Genomic DNA, 20,503 nt, shown 5'->3' with positions numbered 1-20,503 from the left:
TTGTTTGAACGGGACACTGCCCTAAAATTTAACTGCCATGTTTCTGCAAGGCAGAAAGAGTGAGCAGCGCACAAAGTGATGCAATTCGTACAAAGATTGTATCATTGCAAATGGTAAAAATCCCAGCTAAAAACAACTGGCTGGGATTTGATTCTATTTATTTTATTGCGTATACCAATTTTACTAAACTGGTTACATCACCAACTGGCGAATATCGCTCATGTAACTTGCAAGAGTCACAGTAAAGCGTGCAGCTAATGCTCCGTCAATAACCCTATGGTCGTATGACATAGACAGCGGAACCATTAGTTTTGGTTCAAACTCTTTGCCATTCCATTTAGGTTTCATTTCAGATTTAGATACACCTAAAATAGCAACTTCTGGCGCATTAACAATCGGCGTAAATGCCGTACCGCCGATACCGCCAAGGCTAGAGATAGTAAAACAGCCGCCTTGCATATCAGACGATGTAAGCTTACCGTCACGTGCTTTAACAGATACTTCCATTAGTTCACGTGATAATTCAATAATGCCTTTTTTATCAACATCTTTAAACACTGGCACTACTAAACCATTTGGCGTATCAACAGCAACACCAATGTTAATGTACTTCTTAAGAATTAAACTTTCGCCGTCGCTAGACAGTGAAGAGTTAAATGTTGGGAAGTCTGCAAGTGCTTTAGCCGCTGCTTTCATCACAAACACAAGTGGTGTGATTTTAACGCCAAGCTTTTTCTTCTCGCTAAGTGCATTTTGCTCTTTACGGAATACTTCAAGACTTGTGATATCAGCTTCGTCAAACTGTGTAACGTGTGGGATTTGTACCCAGTTACGGTGTAAGTTTTTGCCTGATAGCTTTTGAATGCGAGATAGTTTTTTCTCTTCAATTTCACCAAACTTAGCAAAATCTACTTTAGGCCATGGAATTAGACCAAGCTCGCTGCCACCAGCATTACTACCTGCTGATAATTGACCAGATTCAACTTGCTTAACCAGTGTTTTAACATAGTTCTGCACGTCTTCTTTAACCACACGGTTTTTACGACCAGTGCCTTTAACGTTAGCTAGGTTAATACCAAACTCACGCGCTAAACGGCGAACAACAGGTGATGCATGAGCATACGCGCTGTTTTCTGTGAAGCTTTCATTACTTGCTTTTGCAGGTGCTGCTTGAGCGGGAGCCGACTCAGTTTTAGCCGCCGCTGCAGGTGCTGATTTTTCAGCTGGTGCAGGTGCTGCTACTGGCGCGCTGCCTGCAACTTCAAATACAAAAATTAATGAGCCAGTCGATACTTTATCGCCAGCGGCTACTTTAATTTCTTTAACTGTACCTGCAAATGGAGCTGGTACTTCCATTGCAGCTTTGTCGCCTTCAACGTTTAAGATTGATTGATCTTCTGAAACCGTATCGCCAACTGCAACCATAATTTCAGTTACTTCAACTTCATCGCCACCAATATCAGGTACATTAACTTCTTTAGTACTTGGTGCTGCGTTTGCTGTTGAGCTAGCTGCTGGCGCTTCTACAGGAGCCGACTCTTTAGCCGGTGCTGCAGATTCACTTCCTGCTACTTCAAAAACAAACACTAACGAGCCTGTTTTAACTGTATCGCCAGCGGCTACTTTAATTTCTTTAACCGTTCCAGCAAATGGTGCTGGCACTTCCATTGCAGCCTTGTCGCCTTCAACGTTTAAGATAGATTGCTCTTCTTTAACGGTGTCGCCAACAGCAACCATGATTTCAGTTACTTCAACTTCGTCATCGCCAATATCTGGTACGGTTACTTCTTTAGTCGAAGAACCTGTAGAAGCAGCAGGTGCTGCCTCTTCAGATTTAGCTGGAGCAGCGGCTGATGCATTAGTCGAGCCAGTGCCTTCACTCTCGCCTTCAAACAAAAACACTAAAGAGCCCGTTGTAACGGTGTCGCCAACGTTTACTTTAATCTCTTTCACTGTACCCGCTTGCGAAGCAGGTATTTCCATTGATGCTTTGTCGCCTTCAACATTTAATAGTGATTGGTCCACATCTACTTTGTCGCCAACGCTTACTAATATTTCGGTTACTTCTACTTCGTCGTCACCAATATCAGGTACTTTAATTTCAATACTCATTGCAAACCTCTTATGCGTACAGTGGGTTAAGTTTGTTAGTGTCGATGTTGAACTTTTTAAGTGCTTCAACAACTACTGACTTCTCAACTTCACCGCGTTTAGCAAGTTCAGATAACGTAGCAACAACAACGTAGCCCGCGTTAACTTCAAAGTGACGACGTAGGTTTTCACGGCTATCAGAACGACCGTAACCATCTGTACCTAGCACTTTGTAGTTGCTGCTTGGAATAAATGAACGCGCTTGTTCAGCGTAGTTTTTCATGTAATCCGTTGCTGCAACAGTCACAGAGTCGTTTAATACGCTTGTGATATATGCTGTTTTTTGCTCGCTTTCAGGGTTAAGCATGTTGAAACGTTCAACATCTTGACCTTCACGCGTTAATTCGTTGAAAGACGTTACTGAGAACACGTCAGACGCAATGCCATACTCTTCGCTTAGAATCGTAGCGGCTTTACGTACTTCAGTCATAATAGTACCTGAGCTTAATAGCTGTACGTTGGCTTTTTTACCTGCGTAACTTTCAAGCTTATAAATACCTTTACGAATACCTTCTTCAGCGCCTTCTGGCATAGCTGGCTGATGGTAGTTTTCGTTCATAAGCGTTAGGTAGTAGTAAATATTTTCTTGATCATCACCGTACATACGACGAATACCGTCTTGTACAATAACAGCTACTTCAAACGCGTAAGTTGGGTCATAAGAAATACAGTTAGGAACCGTATTAGCAAGAATATGACTGTGACCATCTTCGTGTTGCAAGCCTTCACCATTTAGCGTTGTACGACCCGCCGTAGCACCTAATAAGAAACCACGTGCTTGTTGATCGCCCGCCATCCATGCCATGTCACCAACGCGTTGGAAACCAAACATAGAGTAGTAAATGTAGAATGGGATCATTGGCAAATCGTTAGTGCTGTATGAAGTTGCAGCAGCAACCCATGACGACATAGCACCTAACTCATTAATGCCTTCTTGCAGTACTTGACCTGAAGTCGCTTCTTTATAGTAAGAAACAATATCGCGATCCTGCGGCGTGTAGTTTTGACCATGCGGGTTGTAAATACCAATTTGACGGAATAAACCTTCCATACCAAATGTACGCGCTTCATCGGCAATAATTGGTACGATGTTTTTACCAATGCCCTTATCTTTTAATAAGATATTAAGTGCACGAACAAAGCCCATAGTGGTAGAGATATCACGTTTTTGCTCTTCAAGTAGCGGCTTGAATGCGTCTACTTCTGGCAATGCTAGTTTTTCACTAAAACGTGGAATACGCTTAGGTGTGTAACCTTTAAGCTCATCACGACGCGCATGTAAGTACTTGTACTCAGGTGAACCTTCTTCAAGCTCTAGGTATGGTAATTCTTTTAATTGATCTTCAGATACTAAGTCGTCAAGGCCAAGGCGTGAACGTAAATGTGCAACATGCGACATGTCCATTTTTTTCACTTGGTGCGCAATGTTTTTACCTTCAGCTGCTTCACCCATGCCGTAACCTTTTACAGTTTTAGCAAGAATTACAGTTGGACGGCCTTTAGTGTCTTCTGCTTTTTTAAATGCAGCAAATAATTTTGATGACTCATGACCACCACGCTTAAGCGCGAAAATTTCGTCATCTGTCATATCCGCAACAAGTGCAGCTGTTTCAGGGTAGCGACCAAAGAAGTTTTCACGTACGTACGCGCCATCTTTCGCTTTATATGTTTGGTAATCACCATCCACAGTCTCGTTCATTAACTGTAGTAATTTACCCGTTGTGTCTTTAGCTAGAAGAATATCCCAACCGCTGCCCCACACTAGTTTAATTACGTTCCAGCCAGCGCCTTTAAACAAGCCCTCTAGCTCTTGAATAATTTTACCGTTACCCATAACTGGGCCGTCTAAGCGCTGTAAGTTACAGTTAACTAAATAACAAAGGTTATCTAGTTTTTCACGTGCAGCAAAAGAAATAGCACCGCGTGACTCTGGCTCATCCATTTCACCGTCACCTAAAAACGCGTATACACGCTGATTTTTAGTGTCTTTTAAGCCACGACCATCTAAGTATTTTAAGAAGCGTGCTTGGTAAATTGATGAAATAGGACCTAAGCCCATTGATACCGTAGGGAACTGCCAAAACTCAGGCATTAACTTAGGGTGTGGGTACGATGGTAAGCCTTCGCCATCAACTTCTTGGCGGAAGTTATCTAGTTGTGCCGCCGATAAACGCCCTTCAACAAATGCACGTGCGTAAATACCTGGAGAAATATGACCTTGGTAATAAACTAAGTCACCACCGTCTACATCATTTGGTGCTTTAAAGAAGTGGTTAAAACACACTTCATAAAATGCAGCAGATGATTGGTAAGACGCCATATGGCCGCCTAAGTCGAGATCTTTTTTAGATGCACGTAGAACGATCATAATCGCGTTCCAACGGATAATTGAACGAATACGACGCTCAAGATTTACATCACCCGGGTAAGCAGGTTCTTGATCTACAGGAATAGTATTAACGTAGTTCGTGGTAATACCCGTTGGCATATCAACGCCGTCTAAACGGGCTTGCTCTAATACTTGCTCAAGTAAAAACTGAGCTCGTTCAACACCTTCTTCGCGCACAACTGATTCAAGAGCTTGTAACCACTCTTGTGTTTCTAGCGCGTCTACGTCAATTTTATTGACTTCAGACATATGGAGGTTTCCTTATGTTTAAAATACGAATATTGTTAATTTAATATCACAGCTACTTAATGTGTGTTCAAAGTAATTATGTACTAACTTAATTTTGTTTAGTGCGTCTTAAACTACGTTCAATTCGCGAATGTTCTTTGCCTGCTTCAAGCAATGCTTCTTCTATAAATGCTAAGTGCGCATTACTTGCTAAACGGGCTTGTTCTGGATTACCGTCAATAACGGCATCCATTAATAAACGCCTGTGTTGGGCTAATTGACTGCTAATATCTGACTTTTTTAATAGAACAGTTAAATTTTGCAGTACATTTTGCTCAAGCAGCGCTTTCATACCTCTAACTAAATGCAATAACACGACATTATGCGAAGCTTCAGCCACACTAAAGTGAAATGCATTAATTGCTTTTGCTTTTTGCTGTAAATCATCATTAACTAAGGCAATTTCATCAAAGCTTTGCTTTACTTTGCTAAAATCGTTGCTGGTCCCGCGCAGTGCTGCGTAGTAAGCAGCAATCCCTTCTAATGCATGACGAAATTCAAGTAAATCAAACTGCGACTCAGGGTGTTTACTAATCAAATCAAAAAGTGGATCAGTAAGCCCTTCTTCGAGCTGATTTTTTACAAACGTGCCGCCACCTTGGCGACGCGTAACTAAACCTTTCGCTTCTAACTTTTGAATTGCCTCTCGCAGTGACGGGCGAGACACTTCAAATTGCTTTGCTAGTTCACGCTCTGGTGGCAACTTTTCACCTGGTGCTAACGAGCCTTCAAGAATCATGTTCTCAAGTTGCTGTAAAATAACATCAGATAATTTTGCTGCTTTAATCTTTAAAGACATGAATCAACGTCCGCGTTGTATAAATACCAAGAGCCCACAAAACGGGGCTTTAAGTCGTATGATTTACCCAAAAGGTAAATTGGTCATACCAAAAATTTTCAATACGGTATCAAAAAGCCTAATAGCTGTCAATTTACAGTGTATTTATACGTTGGCAGTAGCGTAACGCATTTTGAACGAAGATTAAACAATGCGCAATTTACAAAAATTGTTATAACGTTAATAGGATGAAAACAATTGGTCTGACCAGATGAAATTAGAATATTAGCTCTATTTTATTGTGTTTAAAAATTGCAGGAAGAGATTAAAGCACCTTACATTGCATAAGGTGCTTTATTAAAAAGGTATTAACTTAAGACAGCCCACCAAATAATGTAAGTAGTGCTATAAGTACTAAGTAAAATAATACATTGCGCTTAACAAGCTTAATCATACAAGTGGCTTCGTAGGTACAGCCGTAATAACGCTTTTCAACTTGCTCTGCAGCCAGTGCAGTACATGTTACGACTTCTCGGTTTGGAGATTTAAAGTTAAGTACGTAACGTAGCCAACAGCTCGTGCCTTTATTAAAGTTACCTATTACTAAATAACCAAAGCTGGTAATACGTGCAGGTAACCAGTCGAGCCAAAACAATAGTTTATGTATAAGCTTAAAACGCTTAGCAAATATTACCTTATGATCTTCTCGTACTAAATCAGCTAAAGTACGTACTAATGCATATAAAACCGCACCTGGCGCGCCTAAAACAACAAACCAAAAAATAACCGCACAATAAAATCTAAAGTTTACCCACGCCAATGTTTGCCCAAAAGTCTCGCCACCATCTTGATCATCGGTACGCTTTTGACCTATTTGCAGTGCATATAAAGATGCTGCAGTACCATCGTCGCGCGTTAATGCATTTAAATACGATTTGTATAAAGCACGCTGCTTAGCACAACCAAAGCACACTAAAAGCACCGCGATATTAATACCCAACTGCCACAATACAAAATCTGACAAGCAATAAACTAGTGCTATAGCTATAACAGGGAGTGCAAGCCAAACTAAAAATCCCGGTGTTGAGCTAAATAAGCCCTTATCACCAAGTAATTTATTAGAGCGATTTAAATAACCATTTGCGTAATAACTTATTTGCCAATAATTAGACCGAGCACCTAGACGCTCAAGTATTAGTGCAATTATTATAGAAACCAAAATCATTGTAGTTACTCTCTTAGCTTGATTGCTCAAGCATATTTAAAAACAATTGCCAATTAAAGCTACTACCTGGGTCGGTTTTTCGCCCTGGAGCAATATCGCAGTGCCCCACAATACGTGAAGGCGTTATTTTTGGATAGCGCTGCATTATTGATTTGCTCAAAACAGCTAACGCATTATATTGCATTAAAGTATAAGGAGTGGCGTCAGTTCCTTCAAGCTCAATACCAATGCTAAAATTGTTACACGCCGCATGCCCTTCAAATTCAGATAAGCCGGCGTGCCATGCGCGCTTATTAAATGACACGTATTGTAAAACATTCCCGGTGCGCTTAATAAAGCAATGGGCAGATACACGTAAATTCTTTAAGTCACTAAAACTCGGATGAGCATTACAGTTAATGCTACCCATAAATAACTCATCAACGAAAGGTGTACCAAACTGCCCTGCTGGCAATGATATATTGTGAATCACCAATAAAGAAATATCAGCCTCATCAGGGCGCTCATCAAAATGCGAACAAGGCCGCTGCACTACCGTACTTAAAACACCACTTAAATCTATTTTCATGATACGTTTGCTATATAAATATCAAGATATACATATCGCTGATGCTAAAGGATTTATTAAAACAATGATAGTAACAAGCGAGGTGTAAAACCTCACCTACAACATACACCAAACCGTAGGTGCGAATTTACGCCCGCTTATTTAACGTAGCTTGGGTTTTTTAAAAGCGAGGTGTAAAACCTCACCTACAACATACACCAAACCGTAGATGCGAATTTACGTCCGCTCATGTAACTTGGCTTGGGTGTTTAAAAAGCGAGGTGTGAAACCTCACCTACAAATAATTTAAACCCACACGTAGGTGCGAATTTACGTCAGCTCATGTAGCGTAGCTTGGTTTTTTAAAAAGCGAGGTATAAAACCTCATCTACAACATACACCAAACCGTAGGTGCGAATTTACGTCCGCTCATGAAACGTAGCTTGGGTTTTTAAAAAGCAAGGTGTAAAACCTCACCTACAACATACACCAAACCGTAGGTGCGAATTTACTTTGCGCGCTTATAACTTGGCTTGGGTGTTTAAAAAGCGAGGTGTGAAACCTCACCTACAAATAATTTAAACCCACACGTAGGTGCGAATTTATTTCGCGCTCATGTAACGTAACTTTTTAAATTAAAAGCGAGGTGTAAAACCTCACCTACAACATACACCAAACCGTAGGTGCAAATTTACTTTGCGCGCTTATCTTTATATCGGAACAAAGCCAATCGCTTCTCTTTCATCTACAAACATAGTAAAATTTGTTTAATTTATTAACGCTTATGAGCTTTGCTATGTCTGTTTCGCACACCTTAATTAGTCAACTTGTTACTCTTGCACTCGACGAAGATTTAAATTACCAAACCGCGCAAGATGGCGATATTACCGCACAACTGATCCCACTAAACGAGCAAGCAAATGCCAAAGTAATAACGCGCGAAGACTCCGTTTTTTGCGGAAAAGACATCATCCTTGAAGTATTTAAACAAGTAGACCCGACTGTAAAAGTAGCCGTACTCGTAAATGATGGCGACGTAATTGAAGCAAACAGCACATTATTTACAGCCTCTGGTTCAGCACGTTCAATATTAACTGCCGAGCGTACTGCACTTAACTTTGTGCAAACCTTATCAGGAACAGCGACTACTACAGCGCATTATGTAAAAGAGTTAAGCGGTACCACTACACAACTACTCGACACTCGAAAAACCATACCAGGGCTTCGCGCATTACAAAAATACGCAGTAAAATGTGGCGGTGGTGCAAATCATCGTATTGGCTTATTTGATGCGTTCTTAATTAAAGAAAACCATATAGCAGCCTGTGGCACAATTGATAAAGCAGTGGCTCAAGCAAAACTGAACCATCCTAATAAATCAGTTGAAGTCGAAGTTGAATCACTTCATGAGCTAAATCAAGCTATTCACGCTGGCGCTGATATTATAATGCTTGATAACTTTAGCATTGAGCAAATTAAGCAGGCAGTTACATTAACGCATAAACGCGCCAAACTTGAGGTCTCTGGTAATATGACGTTAGAAACACTCAAAGCCTATTCTCAAGCTGGTGTTGATTTTATATCAAGTGGTGCACTTACAAAAAATTTACAATCAATCGATTTATCAATGCGTTTTGAATAAAAAACACGCTAAAAAAGGTTTAAGCATAGCTAATTCATTGACATTTTAAATAATTGAGCATTTAATAGTAAAAAAGGACTACTCTTTAATATTTTGTTAAATAAAGTACCTTTAACATTAAATACGTATGCTAAATAACAATAAACAGTGCTAGACTCGCACTGTTGTATCAACTTATTTTATAAGTTCAGCCAAAATAGTTACTTGGCAATTTAGTTTAAAAACTAAATACACTAAATTATTTTATCAAGTGTCTAGTATTCATTGCTAACGTATAATTTGATTGATACAACGTAGTAGCACACAATGAATTTATAGCTTTTGTGATCAACACTCAAAAGTTAACGTGAAATAAAGTTTTTTTAAGTAAAACTGTAAACTAAATCAGCTAAATTAAGTTAGGCAATTTTGCCGCTTATATGATTTAACCTACAAAAATCTATCCTTTAGGAGAGGAAACATGAAAACAATGACTCAAAAACAACAGGGTTTCACCCTAATTGAATTAATGATTGTAGTAGCAATCATCGGTATTCTTGCTGCAATTGCATTGCCTGCTTACTCAAACTATCAAGCTTCATCTAAATTAACAGCTGGCTTAGCAGAGATATCTGCTGGAAGAACAGGTTTTGAAGTTGCGGCAAATTCAGGCACTACCCCCACTATCGCCGAAGCGGGTTTACAAGCAAAAACAGCAAACTGCGACATAACAGTTACAGGGACAACAATTGAATGTGCGGTAATAAATGCACCCACACAAATTGGTAACGCGGCTAAAATCACTTGGACAAGAACATCTACTGGTACTTGGACATGTGCAACTACTGGTATTACTGCAGCGAATAAAGATTTAGCACCAAAAAGCTGTCCACAATCTTAATCATTTATTGATTTTTAAAAGCGCCTCAACGGGCGCTTTTTAGTGTGTAAGAATAAAAATTTATGAACCAAGTGAATATAATAAAAATATTAGTTATTAGTTTATTTTTTCTATTCACTTTGACTCCTTTAATACCAATAACCTCCTACGACTATCATAATCACCAAAGAATCATTCAAATATTTTTTTTGTTTGCTATAAGTCTATTATCAGTTCTCATTTTAATACGAAATAAAGGTGTTTCTATTGTTTCGTCATCAAATCGAAGAATCAAAGTCTTACCTCTTATTTTTATCGTTAGTGGCTGTTTGTCGTCGTTTATAAATAAAGAAACTAGCTTCAGTTTATTTTATACACTCCACATAAGCTTGCTTTTTATAACTCTGCAAAGTCTAAGTTCAATTAATAATAAAAAATCTATTTTGTTCATTATCTATGTGTTAGTAATCGCTCACACAAGCTTAATTTTAGTATGCCTACTCAATATAATTTTTACACTTTCTGAGCAACAACCTTTAAATCCATACATCATCTACTCTGGCTTTATTAACATTCGCTTTTTTAACCAAGTACAAGTGTTCATTCTTCCTTTCTTAGTGATACTTCTAAAATTTAAAAATATTCAGCGTATTGTATTTACTATTTTGTTTTTAAACTTACTGTTAATATTTATTGGCCAAGCTCGTGGCGCTTTACTCTCTTTTTTAGCTTTCTCAATTTTTGCTCTTGCTTTAAAAACAACATTAAGAAAACAAGTGTTTATTGCATTAGTCTGTTTGATATTAAGTTGTATTACTTTTTATGCTCTGGATTCATTAAATAAAGGTGGAGCCGAAATATTACGCACATCCACATCAGGTCGTGTTGATCTATGGTTAAATACTCTTTCAAGCTTATCTATAAAGCATTTATTTATAGGAAATGGTCCTGGAATATTTGAAATGTCACTTGGAAACTCTGCCCCTTTTAGCCACCCACACAATTCATTAATTGAAATTTTAAATGAGTGGGGACTAATCGCCCTTATATGTATTTTAACTGCTGTTTTTACAACCTTTAAGAAAGCTGTAACACATTTAAGAAGCCATAAAAAAGACGTCATTACTGAAAGCCTATTTTACTCATTTGCTATTGGCGTTATTTATTCACTATTTTCTGGTGTTCATGTAATGCCTGTTTCGCAAACATTATTATTCATAATGTGGGGATTGTTACTTGGAAGAATCAATAAAAGAAATGGCCCACTTATTTACATAAGTAAATGGGGAAAAGCTATTATTACTATTTTATTCATATTCGGTTGGTACTTTTATTTGCAACAGGCAATTAGCGTGTATAACAACATAGACCCTGATAGTGGCTATATTTATGGGCCTCGATTCTGGTCTGTCGGTCAGCGGGAATAAATCGTGAATAACTTTTCTATCAAGGATCATTTGTTTACGTTATGCTTCTCTTATAAAAGTCGATTTCATTAAAAGATCAAGCTGGATATTTTTATGGCAAAAAAACAAGAAGACAAGGGACTCGACATATTTCAGTGGGTCGGTGTTAGTGCTCGAGGAAAACGCCTTGAAGGTGAACTCGCCGGAAATAGTATCGCGCTAGTAAAAGCACAGCTTCGCAAGCAGGGTATTACCCCCTCAAAAGTTAAACGTAAGCCGAAACCTTTATTTGGTATTCAGAGTGTTCAAAAAATAACACCTAAAGATATCGCCTTGGTTACTCGCCAAATTGCCACTATGCTAATGGCTGGCGTACCCTTAATTCAATCTATTGAGATGATAGCTTCTGGCTCAACAAATAAAAGCGTTACCAAGCTTATCTCAGCTGTAGGCGATGATGTAAAAGCTGGTCAGCCTTTGTCATTATCACTTAGAAAATATCCACGTTATTTTGATGACTTATATTGTGATTTAGTTGAATCTGGCGAGCAGTCAGGAGCACTTGATAAAATATTTGATCGCATAGCTATTTATAAAGAAAAATCAGAAGCGCTTAAATCAAAAATAAAAAAAGCAATGTTTTACCCCATTTCGGTATTAGTTATTGCCGGCATTGTAACCTCGATATTATTAATATTTGTAGTACCACAATTTCAGGATATTTTTGCAGGGTTTGGGGCTGAACTTCCTCCATTTACATTATTCGTAATTGGTATTTCTGACTTTATGCAGGCTTATTGGTGGATGATTCTGATTGCGATAGTGGCTTTTGGCTGGACTTTTAAAGAGGCTAAATTAAGAAGCCTAAAGCTCAGGGATGCAACCGACAGAGCCATACTTAAGCTCCCTGTTATTGGCATGATTTTAAACAAAGCAGCTGTGGCACGTTACGCGCGAACACTTTCGACCACATTTGCTGCCGGTGTTCCATTAGTTGATGCACTTGATTCAGCAGCAGGTGCTTCGGGCAATGCAGTGTACCGTTATGCTATTTTAGATATTAAAGCAGAGGTCAGCTCAGGTAACCAAATGAACTGGGCAATGAGAAACTCAAAAATCTTCCCTGACATGGTAATCCAAATGGTTGCTATCGGTGAAGAATCTGGCTCGCTCGATGGTATGTTAGCTAAGGTCGCGACTATTTATGAGCAAGAAGTAGACGATGCTGTAGATGGCTTATCGAGCTTACTAGAGCCATTAATTATGGCTGTATTAGGTGTACTTGTTGGTGGTTTAATTGTTGCTATGTACCTCCCTATTTTCCAACTCGGTTCTGTTATTTAATTATTTGGTTTTTATATGCAAAGTATTGTAGAAGTAATGCAAAATGAGCTGTGGTTTTATCTCACCACCGTTGGCTTGGTTAGTTTATGTGTGGGCAGCTTTTTAAATGTAGTGATTTATCGCCTACCACTTATGATGCAAAAAGAATGGCAAAGTGAGTGCAGAATACTGTTAGAAGACGAGCTTAAAAATAGTAAAGCAATAAATAACGAGCAATTTAATTTAGTAAAGCCAAACTCAACCTGCCCAAAGTGCAAAACGGCTATTAAACCTTGGCAAAATATTCCTGTTATTAGCTGGTTATTTTTAAAAGGAAAATGTGCAAGTTGTAATAATCCTATATCAATACGCTATCCTGTAGTCGAGGCCATTACAGCAATATTAAGCTTATTTATTGCTTATACTATGGGCGCAAGTGAACAAGCTTTACTGTATATATTGATTACTTGGGCATTAGTTGCACTAACCTTTATTGATATAGACCATATGCTATTACCCGATCAACTTACATTACCACTAGTATGGCTTGCTTTAATAGCGTCAATAATGGGCTATACCGTAGCGCCGAGCGATGCAATTATGGGGGCTGTTTTTGGTTATTTGAGCCTATGGAGTGTATTTTGGCTATTTAAGTTACTAACGGGTAAAGAAGGTATGGGCTATGGCGACTTTAAATTACTCGCTGTATTTGGTGCATTACTTGGTTGGAAATCACTACTTAGCATTATATTACTTTCAAGCATTGTTGGCGCTGTTATTGGCATTGTATTACTCAGTATTCAAGGAAAAGACAAAGCGACCCCGATTCCATTTGGTCCTTACCTTGCCATTGCAGGCTGGATCACTATGCTATGGGGCACTGAATTACAAAACATTTATTTTAATTTGATTGGTTATTAAAATGAGTGAGCAAACAATTAAACTCTCTAGCAATAAAAAAAACAATTGGGTTTTGGGTTTAACAGGTGGTATTGGCTGCGGAAAAACAGCAGTTAGTGACATGTTTGAGAAACTTGATATAACCATTGTTGATGCGGATATTATTGCTCGCCAAGTAGTTGAGCCCAAGAGCTGCGGTTTAAATGCAATAATAACGCACTTTGGCAATACGTTATTACTTAGCGATGGCACGCTAAACAGAAGTGCCTTACGAGAGCGCATTTTTACTAACGATGCAGATAAACAGTGGCTAAATAACTTGCTGCATCCTCTTATTCGCAAAAAAATAGTCGCTGATTTAAATGCCGCTAATAGTGCTTACGTGGTTTTAGTTGCCCCGTTATTATTTGAAAATGGTCTCGATAAGTACTGTAACCGAACCCTACTCATTGACGTGCCTAAAAATGTCCAAGTCGAGCGCACACTTAAGCGTGATAATGTGAGCCTTGAACAAGTAAATAGTATTATTGCAACACAAATGTCTCGTGAAAATAAACGTAAAAAAGCAGATGATATTTTAAATAATGATAGGGATTTAGCGTTAGTCAAATTATCACTTCGGTCTCTACATACTCGTTATATGCAATTAGCATTAAAAAATGCGAGTTAGATAACCCGAACTCTGGATAATAAATCTATCTTAAGCTGTTACTTTCAGCGCTAACTGCGTTGAAATATCTAGCTAGAGAAAACTAAATTTAAATATTATTATGGTTCAATATGTTAGTAAATCCCTTAATCAGAGTTCAGGTTAAGTAATTTAAAACAATAAGATAATTAATAAAACAATATTTAGTTAGCAAAACTAGTCCATCTGATGAAGAGTAATATAATCTCCTTGTTTTTTCTGATAAATTGCTAATCATTAACGAATTAAGCAGGTGCGCAATGAATATTAACTCACCGTTACTAAGAAAATTTATTACCCTTGGCCGTATTGATGCAGATACCGTTAAAGTAAAACAACGAGATTTTTCCTCAACCGCCGAGCTTATTGCCAAATGTGGAAACATCGATAGCAAAGACTTAGCTGAGCAATGTATTGATTTATTTCGCGTACCTTATTTCGATTTAAAAGACTTTGAACCTGCAAGGATCCCAGCCGAACTTGTAAAAGAAAAGTTGATCCGTAAACACCATATTTTACCCTTGGTGCAAAAAGGTAGAAAAGTATACATAGCCGCGTCTGATCCGACCGATTATGGTGCGTTTGAAAACTATGAATTTAGTACCGGCTTATCCTGTGAAATAGTAGTAGTTGACTACATTGAACTTGATAAAAAAATTGACCAATTGCTTGATGCAACTGGTAGCTTAAATTTAAGCGATGACGAATTTAAAGAATTTGCTGACTTAGATAGTGAAAACAATAAAGAAGCCACCCCACAAGATGATGAAAAAGATGATGCACCTATCATTGTTTACATCAATAAAATCCTAATGGATGCCATTAAAAAAGGCGCCTCTGATTTACACTTTGAACCTTATGAGCATAAGTACCGCATCCGTTTTCGTATTGATGGTATTTTACATGAGGTAGCCAGCCCACCTAATACCTTAGCAACAAAACTTTCTGCACGAATAAAAGTAATGTCACGCCTAGATATTGCCGAAAAACGTAAACCACAAGATGGCCGTATAAAGCTAAAAATTACTGAGCGTAAAAGTATCGATTTTCGTGTAAGTACAATGCCGACCCTGTGGGGGGAAAAAATAGTAATGCGTATTCTTGATTCATCAAGCGCAATGCTAGGTATTGATGTATTAGGCTACGAGCCGGAGCAGAAAAAACTCTATATGGATGCGCTTGCCCAGCCTCAAGGGATGATTTTAGTTACAGGACCAACGGGCTCGGGTAAAACTGTATCACTTTACACTGGTTTAAATATACTTAATCAACCAGAGCGTAATATTAGTACCGCAGAAGATCCTGTCGAAATTAATCTCGAAGGTATAAACCAAGTACAAATTAATATTAAAGCCGATATGACCTTTGCAAATGCATTACGTGCATTTTTACGCCAAGATCCTGATGTCGTCATGGTAGGTGAAATACGTGACCTAGAAACAGCTGAAATATCAATAAAAGCGGCGCAAACAGGTCACTTAGTACTATCAACTCTGCATACTAATTCAGCACCTGAAACGATAACTCGGTTATTAAATATGGGCGTACCAGCGTATAACGTAGCAAGTTCAATTAGTTTGATTATAGCCCAGCGCTTGGCTCGACGTTTATGCCCTAAATGTAAAACACCGGAAATATTACCAAACGAAGAACTTACCCGCCAAGGTTTTAGCGAGCAACAAATTAGTGAAATGACCCTCTATGCACCTAAAGGATGTGATAATTGCACTGATGGTTATAAGGGTCGTGTCGGTATTTATGAAGTAATGCAAATAACACCAGAGATAGCACAAATTATAATGCGTGGCGGTAATTCATTAGAAATAGCAGAAGTATCACTTAAAGCAGGATTTAATAACTTGCGATTATCAGGTCTTCGTAAAGCGGCTGATGGAATGACCTCTCTTGCTGAAATTAATCGAGTAACAAGTTTTTAAAGGTCCATAGTAAAAGCGACAAGGTTCTGAACACTAAATTCAGAGCCTTACTTATACCTAGAGACTCATATCTAAGTAATGTAAAATGCAAAAAAAGATTGTAGAGAGTAAATTATGCCTACTATTGTAAACTGCCCAACCTGTAAAGCTAAAGTTGAGTGGTCAGAACAGAGCCCACATCGGCCTTTTTGTTCTAAACGCTGCCAACTAATTGATCTTGGTGAGTGGTCGTTTGAAAATAATAAAATTTCAGCGCCAATTACATCAGCACAAGAGTTTAGCCAAGATATGATTGAAGATATTGAAGCTATGATGGCCAAAAATGAAGATGACTTTTTTAAATAATTTATCTCCATAATGCCCTAATACCAATCCGCAATAATACTTAATCAATTTGAGGGGTTAAATCAGACGTTAACTACGTTAAAAATTTCTGATATAGAACAACTAAATAACGAAATTTTTGCCTTGTTATCGACACGATTTTCTTCCCTCAAAATAGATCACTTAATTAAGCGAATTGGTATAAAAGCAAAAACCAGCATTACGCTGGTTTTTTAGTATTTACAAAAAAGTAAAATTAACTTTTTTGTTTACGGTGCTTTTTATTCATACGCTTTTGCATTTTAGCAAATTTCTCTTTTTGCTCAGCGTTAAGTACTTGCATTACTTGGTGCTGCGTTTTTAGTTTAATTAAACCAAATTGTTCACCCTTTTCATGGCGTTCATTTAATAACTCTTTAGCTGCATTTTCATCAAATGTTGCAGCCGAAAGTAACGCATCCATTTTTGCTTTATGCGCTTCACGCATCGCTTTACGAGCTTCTTTATCGTCGCTACGTAATGCTTTCATTTGTGTTTTTTGCGCTGCAAAAATAGCTTTTAGCTTAGTTTGCTGCTCATCTGTTAGGCTTAATTTTTCAACGCCGCGCTCAGAAAGTAAAAAACGAGCTTGAGAATGACCTTGTTTATGCCCGTCAGCTTTAGCCATAACACTACCGGCACCAAGTGTTGCTGTTGCCAGGCCAAAAACAAGTACTAATTTAGAAAGTGTATTTAATTTAGTCATAATCATTACCTTAATTATTTGGTTTAACTATTGGTTCAATTTGTGTGGTTGTGACTGCTTAATCAACTAAGTTAACTATACCTAACTCAATGCAAAGTAACGCAAAGCAGTGTAAAGGTTGTGTAAAGATTCACTTTTGCACAATTTAGTGGGTAAAATAACGCCATAAGCAACTCTAAGGGTTTGTAAATGAAACTATTAATGATTGACGACGATACCGGTCTTTGTGAGCTATTAAGTGAATATTTAACTGCCCAAGGTTTTGAAATACAAAGCGTACATGACGGTGAACAAGGTCTTAAGCTCGCGCAAGTAAACGATTATGCGTTAATACTACTTGATGTGATGCTACCAACTCTAGATGGCTTTGAAGTACTCAAGCAACTTAGACAAACAAAATTAACGCCGGTAATAATGCTTACAGCAAAAGGGGAAGATTTCGATCGTATTTTCGGATTAGAACTTGGCGCAGACGACTATATCCCTAAACCATTTAACCACCGTGAGTTACTTGCGCGTGTTAAAGCGATTACACGCCGTATAGAACATATTAATAGCTTTAACATTACTACCAGTAATAAGTTACAGGTTAATGGGATCACTGTTAACTTAGCCGCTCGAGAAGCGTCTGTTAATGATCATACACTTACATTAACAGGCACCGAATACGAAATACTAGCCCTTTTAAGCAAAAATGCAGGCGAAGTAGTCAGCAAAGAACTCATAAGTGAAGAGGTACTTGGCCGTCGCTTAGCTTCCTTCGATCGCTCTATTGATATGCATGTAAGCAATATCCGTAAAAAAATAGCTGAGCATATTTCAGGCGAGCGAATCAAAACAATGCGAGGAACAGGTTATGTCTTTATCCAAGGAGAATAAAGTAGGCTCTTTGTCTTGGCTTAAACATCCTGGGCATTACTTATTCTTTAAAATATTTATATGGTTTTGGCTAACTATAATAGGCACGATTACAGCACTGGTTTTCTTAAGCAACATTACGGCAATCAACGCCGTTAGTAACGAGCCATTACACGGTCCGATGGAAAAAAACTTACTCTATACAGCCAAAAGTATAGAACGCTCTGTTGTAAAACATAAGCGGACACTGAGTGATATGTTGTCTCACCCACGCTTATCTAAACGTAAGTTATTATATTTAAGTGCTGAGCAACAAGAAGACTCATTAACAAATAAAGAAGTCCCGAATGACGTTGATTTGAGCCTACTTAATTTTACCAAGACAATGTCACCGCAAATTATTTTTACTGAAAAGTATCAAGCATTTGGCCCTATTCAAATTACAGTACCCTCGGGCAACTTTTACTTGTATGAAATAGACATAAATCATCAGCCACCTTTGTTCCTTCGCTTAAAGCTTATGCCTGGATGGATTAAAGTTTCTATCGCCATCATCGCTTCTCTAATTTTAAGCTTTTTATTTAGTCGTAACTTAATTGCCCCTATAAATAGCCTAAAAAAAGCAGCTGTTAAATTATCTGGTGGTGATTTAAGTGCTCGAGCGGGCATTTCAGTAAGCAGAAAAGATGAACTCGGTATACTCGGTCGTGATTTTAACAGCATGGCTAATCAATTAGAGCAATTAATTAGCTCGCAAAAACGCTTACTTGCAGATATATCACATGAGTTACGCTCACCTCTTACCCGCTTAAAAATGGCAACGGGCCTTGCTCAAATGCAAGCAAATGAAGCGAGTCAGTCCTATTTACTACGCATAGAAAAAGAAGCGAATCAACTAGACAAAATGATTGCTGATGTACTGCAAGTGTCTCGTTTAGAGGCGAAAAGTCAGGCACTTTCACTTCAACAACAATCATTGCAAATTATAATTGACCATGTGCTTAACGACGCACAATTTGAAGCAAAACAAAACAACAAGCAATTACAGATTATGGGAAGTGCAGACATTAGTGTTAACTGTGATGAAACACTAATTGCCAGCGCACTTGAAAATTTACTACGCAATGCGATTAAATACGCCAATAGCACTATTAGCATTACTCTAAAGCATACTGATGCCATTTATATAGAAATATGTGATGATGGACCTGGAGTCCCTAATAACCAACTTAATAAGCTCTGTGAACCATTTTTTAGACAGTCAGATGCGCGAGACCGAGTTAGCGGCGGTACGGGGTTAGGCTTGGCAATTGCCAAAAATGCAATTACTGCACATGGTGGCAACTTAGTATTATCGAATAAAGAACAAGGCGGCTTATGTGCAAATATAACGTTGCCAATAATTAAAGAGTAAACAATGTTTTATAGTAGTGAGAACGAGCTTAAAAGTAACCAACCGGCCATTAGTAACTTTTATGATAATACACTGACAAAATCTTATTTAAATACACCTTATGGACAACTTTTTTACGCTTACGCTATCCCAAAAAATCCACACATTGCGATTGTTATTAGCTCAGGTCGTATAGAGGGCTTAGAAAAATATAAAGAGTTACTATGGGAACTTTATAATAATAATTATGCGGTGTTTATAATTGATCATCAAGGCCAAGGTCGTTCTTACAGGCATTTAAAAAACAAGCACAAAGGCTACGTAAAGCGCTTTGAAGATTATGCCGCCGACCTTCATTTATTTAATAAAGAAGTTGTAGATAATTATTGGCAAGGTAAAAAGGTATTAGTCAGTCACTCAATGGGGGGGGCTATTGCATTTGATTATCTTGCACATTTTGAACACACTTTTAGTGGCGCGTTTTTATCTGCGCCAATGCTCGACATTTACACCAAAGGCACACCAAAACCTTTAGCTAAATTAGTCGCAAGTACTGCAACATTACTTGGCTTTCAATACAGCTATGCGCTCGGACAAACAGATTATACGCCTGATGAGTTTGCTATAAATACCCTGACCAGCAGCCCAATACGTTACGAACTATTTAGGAAAGCCTATAAACAAGAGCCTAAATTACAACTTGGTGGTGTGACTTATGGTTGGCTACACACTACTTTTGCATTTATTTCATCCGTGAATAAATTAACGGTTAATATTCCACTTTATATTGCCAGTGCTCAAAATGATGAAATAGTTGATAACAGTGCGCAATATAAACTGGCAAACAGGCACGAAAATACAATACTTGAGAGCTTTGCCGACGCTAAACACGAACTATTTTTTGAACGCGATGAAATACGCCAACCACTGCTTAAAAGCTTATATCAGTTTTGTGAATCTGTGACGATTTAATAGCTAATTGTGTTAAATTTTATTGTAATAGTGCAATTTAATTCGTTAAATTGCTCAAAGATTTATACAGGTTGGCAT

The 20,503-nt window shown here is 38.1% G+C and carries 17 protein-coding genes; 11 read left to right on the top strand and 6 right to left on the bottom strand.

Features of this window, described 5'->3' with window-relative positions:
- Positions 1-192: 192 nt before the first annotated feature.
- The 5 genes from aceF to ampD form a co-directional block, all read right to left on the bottom strand.
- Positions 193-2,112: a pyruvate dehydrogenase complex dihydrolipoyllysine-residue acetyltransferase gene (gene aceF, locus DO88_RS11995; RefSeq protein ID WP_033038659.1), complete on the bottom strand. Its 1,920-nt coding sequence runs from the start codon at positions 2,110-2,112 to the stop codon at positions 193-195.
- A 10-nt stretch (positions 2,113-2,122) separates the two neighbouring features.
- On the bottom strand, positions 2,123-4,789 hold the full coding sequence (gene aceE, locus DO88_RS12000) for a pyruvate dehydrogenase (acetyl-transferring), homodimeric type (RefSeq protein ID WP_033038657.1): 2,667 nt from the start codon (positions 4,787-4,789) through the stop codon (positions 2,123-2,125).
- 88 nt (positions 4,790-4,877) lie between these two features.
- Complete coding sequence (gene pdhR / locus DO88_RS12005) at positions 4,878-5,627, bottom strand: pyruvate dehydrogenase complex transcriptional repressor PdhR (protein ID WP_002957764.1); 750 nt, start codon at positions 5,625-5,627, stop codon at positions 4,878-4,880.
- 352 nt (positions 5,628-5,979) lie between these two features.
- Complete coding sequence (gene ampE, locus DO88_RS12010; RefSeq protein ID WP_007378722.1) at positions 5,980-6,831, bottom strand: beta-lactamase regulator AmpE; 852 nt, start codon at positions 6,829-6,831, stop codon at positions 5,980-5,982.
- A 13-nt stretch (positions 6,832-6,844) separates the two neighbouring features.
- The gene (ampD, locus tag DO88_RS12015; RefSeq protein ID WP_033038655.1) at positions 6,845-7,399 is read right to left on the bottom strand and encodes a 1,6-anhydro-N-acetylmuramyl-L-alanine amidase AmpD; all 555 of its coding nucleotides are present in this window, start codon (positions 7,397-7,399) and stop codon (positions 6,845-6,847) included.
- A 775-nt stretch (positions 7,400-8,174) separates the two neighbouring features.
- Here ampD and nadC point away from each other — a divergent pair.
- From nadC to yacG, 8 genes are all read left to right on the top strand, one after another.
- A complete protein-coding gene (gene nadC / locus DO88_RS12020) occupies positions 8,175-9,020 on the top strand; it encodes a carboxylating nicotinate-nucleotide diphosphorylase (protein ID WP_033038653.1) in 846 nt (281 codons plus the stop codon).
- A gap of 460 nt (positions 9,021-9,480) precedes the next feature.
- Positions 9,481-9,900, top strand: coding sequence for a pilin (locus DO88_RS12025; RefSeq protein WP_007376055.1), 420 nt, complete (start codon positions 9,481-9,483; stop codon positions 9,898-9,900).
- Positions 9,901-9,962: 62 nt separating this feature from the next.
- Positions 9,963-11,306 (top strand): O-antigen ligase family protein, encoded by a 1,344-nt coding sequence (locus DO88_RS12030; RefSeq protein WP_033038651.1) that lies wholly within the window; start codon positions 9,963-9,965, stop codon positions 11,304-11,306.
- Positions 11,307-11,399: 93 nt separating this feature from the next.
- Positions 11,400-12,629: a type II secretion system F family protein gene (locus DO88_RS12035; RefSeq protein ID WP_007376053.1), complete on the top strand. Its 1,230-nt coding sequence runs from the start codon at positions 11,400-11,402 to the stop codon at positions 12,627-12,629.
- Between the two features lie 15 nt (positions 12,630-12,644).
- A complete protein-coding gene (locus DO88_RS12040) occupies positions 12,645-13,529 on the top strand; it encodes a prepilin peptidase (RefSeq protein WP_033038650.1) in 885 nt (294 codons plus the stop codon).
- A gap of 1 nt (position 13,530) precedes the next feature.
- Positions 13,531-14,178: a dephospho-CoA kinase gene (coaE, locus tag DO88_RS12045; protein WP_033038648.1), complete on the top strand. Its 648-nt coding sequence runs from the start codon at positions 13,531-13,533 to the stop codon at positions 14,176-14,178.
- Positions 14,179-14,456: 278 nt separating this feature from the next.
- Complete coding sequence (gene pilB, locus DO88_RS12050; protein WP_033038646.1) at positions 14,457-16,133, top strand: type IV-A pilus assembly ATPase PilB; 1,677 nt, start codon at positions 14,457-14,459, stop codon at positions 16,131-16,133.
- Positions 16,134-16,247: 114 nt separating this feature from the next.
- On the top strand, positions 16,248-16,478 hold the full coding sequence (gene yacG / locus DO88_RS12055; RefSeq protein WP_007376049.1) for a DNA gyrase inhibitor YacG: 231 nt from the start codon (positions 16,248-16,250) through the stop codon (positions 16,476-16,478).
- Between the two features lie 235 nt (positions 16,479-16,713).
- Here yacG and DO88_RS12060 read toward each other — a convergent pair whose 3' ends face one another.
- Positions 16,714-17,202 (bottom strand): periplasmic heavy metal sensor, encoded by a 489-nt coding sequence (locus tag DO88_RS12060; RefSeq protein ID WP_008136801.1) that lies wholly within the window; start codon positions 17,200-17,202, stop codon positions 16,714-16,716.
- Between the two features lie 189 nt (positions 17,203-17,391).
- Here DO88_RS12060 and DO88_RS12065 point away from each other — a divergent pair, with 189 nt between their 5' ends.
- From DO88_RS12065 to DO88_RS12075, 3 genes are read left to right on the top strand one after another with little or no spacing between them, the layout of a single operon-like run.
- Positions 17,392-18,081, top strand: a complete 690-nt coding sequence (locus DO88_RS12065; RefSeq protein WP_007376047.1) for a response regulator — start codon at positions 17,392-17,394, stop codon at positions 18,079-18,081.
- Complete coding sequence (locus tag DO88_RS12070; RefSeq protein ID WP_033038645.1) at positions 18,059-19,474, top strand: ATP-binding protein; 1,416 nt, start codon at positions 18,059-18,061, stop codon at positions 19,472-19,474. The genes DO88_RS12065 and DO88_RS12070 overlap by 23 nt, the downstream gene beginning before the upstream one ends.
- Before the next feature lie 3 nt (positions 19,475-19,477).
- A complete protein-coding gene (locus DO88_RS12075) occupies positions 19,478-20,425 on the top strand; it encodes an alpha/beta fold hydrolase (protein ID WP_007376045.1) in 948 nt (315 codons plus the stop codon).
- The last annotated feature ends 78 nt before the right edge of the window (positions 20,426-20,503 follow it).

Origin of the sequence: Pseudoalteromonas sp. S3431 (assembly GCF_000690035.1) — a bacterium.
Lineage (GTDB): Bacteria > Pseudomonadota > Gammaproteobacteria > Enterobacterales > Alteromonadaceae > Pseudoalteromonas > Pseudoalteromonas fuliginea.
The sequence above is the reverse complement of the archived record's forward strand: the minus strand, read 5'-3'. Positions and strand labels throughout refer to the sequence as shown.